Source organism: Clostridia bacterium, assembly GCA_028698525.1.
In the GTDB taxonomy this organism is placed as follows: domain Bacteria; phylum Bacillota; class Clostridia; order JAQVDB01; family JAQVDB01; genus JAQVDB01.
On record JAQVDB010000109.1, the window covers coordinates 1 to 4131 of the forward strand.

The 4131-nt window shown below is 40.0% G+C and carries 7 protein-coding genes and 1 riboswitch; all 7 genes read right to left on the bottom strand.

Translation table 11 applies throughout. The features are described 5' to 3' along the window. Positions 1–763, bottom strand: a 763-nt coding sequence (locus PHP06_10675; protein MDD3841004.1) for a helix-hairpin-helix domain-containing protein, incomplete at its 3' end; no start/stop codon positions are given. Between the two features lie 88 nt (positions 764–851). Continuing rightward, positions 852–1025, bottom strand: a complete 174-nt coding sequence (locus PHP06_10680) for a Spo0E family sporulation regulatory protein-aspartic acid phosphatase (GenBank protein MDD3841005.1) — start codon at positions 1023–1025, stop codon at positions 852–854. A gap of 112 nt (positions 1026–1137) precedes the next feature. Continuing rightward, a complete protein-coding gene (locus tag PHP06_10685; protein ID MDD3841006.1) occupies positions 1138–1281 on the bottom strand; it encodes a YvrJ family protein in 144 nt (47 codons plus the stop codon). A 71-nt stretch (positions 1282–1352) separates the two neighbouring features. Further along, complete coding sequence (locus PHP06_10690) at positions 1353–1568, bottom strand: DUF2922 domain-containing protein (protein MDD3841007.1); 216 nt, start codon at positions 1566–1568, stop codon at positions 1353–1355. A 32-nt stretch (positions 1569–1600) separates the two neighbouring features. Beyond that, positions 1601–1825, bottom strand: coding sequence for a DUF1659 domain-containing protein (locus PHP06_10695; GenBank protein ID MDD3841008.1), 225 nt, complete (start codon positions 1823–1825; stop codon positions 1601–1603). Between the two features lie 60 nt (positions 1826–1885). Further along, entirely contained in the window at positions 1886–2410 is a 525-nt protein-coding gene (locus PHP06_10700; GenBank protein MDD3841009.1) for a sigma-70 family RNA polymerase sigma factor, read from the bottom strand. 244 nt (positions 2411–2654) lie between these two features. Next, positions 2655–3833: a methionine adenosyltransferase gene (metK, locus tag PHP06_10705; protein MDD3841010.1), complete on the bottom strand. Its 1179-nt coding sequence runs from the start codon at positions 3831–3833 to the stop codon at positions 2655–2657. 70 nt (positions 3834–3903) lie between these two features. Further along, a riboswitch (SAM riboswitch) is annotated at positions 3904–4007 on the bottom strand. Positions 4008–4131 lie beyond the last annotated feature (124 nt).

Genomic DNA, 4131 nt, shown 5'->3' on the forward strand with positions numbered 1-4131 from the left:
CTTTTATAGAATGTTGTACCAGGTCTGCGTCCACATCTAATAACCGGCAGGTATCCTCTATCAACGTGCTCTCGGGAAGATAACAATGGCCGTTGGCAGCGCACTTTGTGAGCACAAATTTGATACCGGCAGCTATCCTGTAGGGGGAATGTTTTTCTATTCCCATGCTCATGGCTATGTTATCCGCTGTTTTAAATCCTATGCCGGTGATCTGTTCTGCCAATCTATAAGGATTTTCTTTTACCACACTGATGCTTTCAGAACCGTAATTTTTGTATATGCGCATTGCGCAATAAGGTGTTATATTATATTTTTGAAGGAAAAGTATCACTTCCCGCACGTCGCTCTGCTCTTCATAGGATTGTGCAATAATTTGCGCCTTTTTTTTGCCTATCCCATCCACCTGCATCAACTTTTCAGGGCTAAATCGCATCACGTCCAATGTATCCTGTCCAAAGCGATGCACCAGCTTTTTTGCCGTCACCGGTCCTATGCCTTTTATTACGCCTGATGATAAAAATTTTTCTATATTATCCACATCATTATCGGATGTAAGTGTCTTGTAATTTTTCACTTTGATCTGTTCTCCATAGTCCGGATGGAAGGTCTGTTCTCCTTCTATTATCAATGTTTCACCCGGATTTATGAATGGCATTATGCCTACTACCGTCCAAAGTTCTCCACTGCAGTTTATATCGGCTACAGTAAAACCGTTTGATTGATTGGCAAATATTATTTCTTCTACTGTACCCTGTATCTTCAATGTTTTTCCTCCAATTGACTTGTTATGGTTTAATTTTATCATATTTATCTGAAAAAAAACTCCTCGATTCATCAGTCGAAGAGTTGTATCATCTGCTATTTTTGTTTTTATACCTCATATAATATTGAAGCACTACCTTGTCCAAAGCCTTGCTATATTCAAGGATTTCTTTTTTGTTCAGGTCATAGTAATTTTTTTCAATCATTTTGTTGAGCTCATTTTTCATAAGATTGATCCTGCGTTTGCAATTTACCTCTTCCATGAGCACTTGTCCTTTCTTGTATAATTAAATTTTTGTACTTAATACACTTTTAAATATATTCTATATAAACAGCTTTTTTCCTTCTTTTTTTATCTCTTTTTCTAGCTTTCTATTATTTTATACTTGAAATGACATTTGCAAGCTCATATATGCTTATGGTGAGTTCATCCAGCTTTTTTTCCACCCTTATAAGCAGGAAGACAGCAACTACTATTGGGAAGCCCAGGTTTGCCACCGAACCCAATACTTGTTCCATCCTCGTTGCCCCCTTTCTCTGTATATTATGGGAAATTTAAGGCCGGGCTTTAAGTCCCGGCCAGTTTGACTTTAGGTTAAAGGTATAGGCTCTCGCTGTATTGTTACCAATTCAGCTGATACCGCTTCAGCGATTCCACCATCTACATTGAACACATTTGTATCGATTATCGTTTGCATTGCCGGCATAACCTCTGCTGATGTAAGATCTTCTTCAGGATCTTCGACGTTTATCCTGAAATTTTTGCCTTCATTTGTTCTAAAGTTCAGCTCAAGTCTTTCGGCCATATATATCACCCCTTTCAAATATTATGTGAACCTTATACGTTTACAAGTTCTGATTGGTCTACCCTTATAATTCCCACCAATCCGTTCTTTTGCAGAGAGGCTACAGCCTGTGCCACATCGAAAAGGTCCTGATCGGCGCTGTCGTGCTTTATCCTGGTCAATGTCTTTGTTCTTATTATTCTTCTGCCATCTCCATCAGTTCCTTTGTCCAGCCTCAATTGCAGCCTTGAATCTGCAGCTCTTGTTTCTAATGCCATCACTATCACCTCCTGTAATATAGAATGTATTTTGAAGGAAAAAAGTTATATATGCTTTTATTAATCTATATTTTCCCTGAGCCGTTTAAGGGCTCTGTCCTTTAGCTTTACTACAGTTTGATAGTGAACACCTTGTTGCATTGCTATGTCTTTTAATTTTTTGTCCCTAAAGAAGTGTTCTATTATTATTTCCCTTTGTTTTGGTGTGAGAGTTTGGAGCATCTGCTCTACCCATAGTGATGTGTCTGTTTGATGAAAGGTTTCTGATTTTTTGTCTTCCAATATCTCGTAATAGTCTGCTGCACCTTCATCAAATACGGGTTGGTCTAAGGATTGGATGTAGCGGTCCTTTCTGCAATAATTTAGCAGGTGGTAGTTTATCATCTTTTTTAGGTAGTAAAGCAGAGGCACTCCCCTATCAGCATCATACTGATCCAGCGCTTCCATTATCGCCAGCCTGCATTCTTGGCACAGCTCTTGATAATCATATCCGGGTCTTGTATATCGTTTTGCGGTGCTTTTTATCAAAGGTTCCAGCTTATCTATAAGCTTTGCTATGTTTTCATTATTTTGCGGCTTTTTCATATGTACCACATCATCACCTCATCACTGTTAATGATGAGGCCGGCCTCTTTTCCTTGTACCCGCCCGGGCATGATTCAATTATAGGTACAGTAAAAGACTAAAACAAATGTGGGCAGAGGCTTTGGCCACAGGCAGATCTCTTTTTGCGGACATAGAAAAATGACGGCAGATGATTTGCCGTCATTTTTTCGTGTTCCCTTGATAAAATCCCTTAAAACTAAACTTTGTTAGGGAATAGTGTAAATTATAGTTTTTTAAGCTGTTCCACCTTGTCCAGTCTTTCCCAAGGTAGATCCAAATCGTTGCGTCCGAAATGTCCATATGCAGCTATTTGTTTGTATATAGGCCTTCTCAAGTCTAAATCTCTAATGATGGCTGCAGGCCTTAAATCAAAATTGGCCTTTATGATTTTGACCAGCTGTTCTTGGGAAAGCTTTGATGTGCCAAAGGTATCCACCATTATTGAAACAGGTTGAGCTACCCCTATAGCATATGCAAGCTGTACTTCACATTTTTCTGCTAATCCTGCGGCAACTATGTTCTTGGCAACATATCTTGCAGCATAGGATGCTGACCTGTCTACCTTTGTCGGGTCTTTGCCGGAAAAAGCCCCTCCTCCGTGTCTTGCATATCCACCGTAAGTATCTACTATTATCTTTCTTCCGGTAAGGCCGGAGTCACCCTGGGGGCCTCCTACTACAAATCTGCCTGTAGGGTTTACATAATATTTTATTTTACTGTCAACAAATTCTGATGGTATCACAGGCTTGATTACATGTTCTATAATATCCTTTTCTATAGTCTCTCTATCTACCTTTGCGCTGTGTTGAGTGGATATAACTACTGTATCTACTCTCACCGGCTTTCCGTCTTGATATTCCACAGTGACTTGGGATTTTCCATCAGGTCTTAGGTATTTCAGTGTCCCATCCTTTCTAACCTGGGACAGCCTTCTTGTAAGGGCATGAGCAAGTGATATTGTAAGGGGCATGTATTCCGGGGTTTCGTTGCAAGCAAAACCGAACATCATTCCCTGATCTCCTGCACCGATTGCATCTATTTCAGCATCAGACTGAAGATACTTGGCTTCATAAGCCTTGTCCACTCCCAAAGCGATGTCAGGAGACTGCTCATCTATAGATGTGACCACAGCACATGTGTCACAATCAAAACCATATTTTGCCCTAGTATATCCTATTTCTCTTATAGTCTCCCTGGCTATTTTGGGAATATCCACATAACAGTTTGTGGTGATTTCACCCATTACCAGTACCAGTCCGGTAGTAACAGAGGTCTCGCAGGCTACTCTACCCATAGGATCCCGGGCTAATATGGCGTCTAGCACCGCATCTGAAATCTGGTCGCAGATTTTATCAGGATGACCTTCTGTCACCGATTCAGATGTAAATAGATATTTGTTCATTATTTGACTCCTCCTTCAATTATAGAAAATAAAAACCTCTTCCTGTAATAGAAGAGGTTTAGATTCAAATCCCTCATCTTTCAGGATAAAATCCTGTAGGAGTTGGCACCTTGCTGACTAGCAGCGGTTGCCGGGCTTCACAGGGCCTATTCCCTCCACCACTCTGGATAAGAGTTTATAATATTAAATTTTGAGGAAATTATATCATAATCTTGGACTAGAGTCAAAATTTTTTTGTGTTTTTACCTCTATCCATTTCCCGATCCTACTGCTTTCGGCTATTGCATCTATAATGAGC

Coding starts and splice junctions, on each gene's coding strand:
- PHP06_10680 (MDD3841005.1), bottom strand. CDS start 1,025: ATGGAAGAGGTAAATTGCAAACGCAGGATCAATCTTATGAAAAATGAG.
- PHP06_10685 (MDD3841006.1), bottom strand. CDS start 1,281: ATGGAACAAGTATTGGGTTCGGTGGCAAACCTGGGCTTCCCAATAGTA.
- PHP06_10690 (MDD3841007.1), bottom strand. CDS start 1,568: ATGGCCGAAAGACTTGAGCTGAACTTTAGAACAAATGAAGGCAAAAAT.
- PHP06_10695 (MDD3841008.1), bottom strand. CDS start 1,825: ATGGCATTAGAAACAAGAGCTGCAGATTCAAGGCTGCAATTGAGGCTG.
- PHP06_10700 (MDD3841009.1), bottom strand. CDS start 2,410: ATGAAAAAGCCGCAAAATAATGAAAACATAGCAAAGCTTATAGATAAG.
- metK (MDD3841010.1), bottom strand. CDS start 3,833: ATGAACAAATATCTATTTACATCTGAATCGGTGACAGAAGGTCATCCT.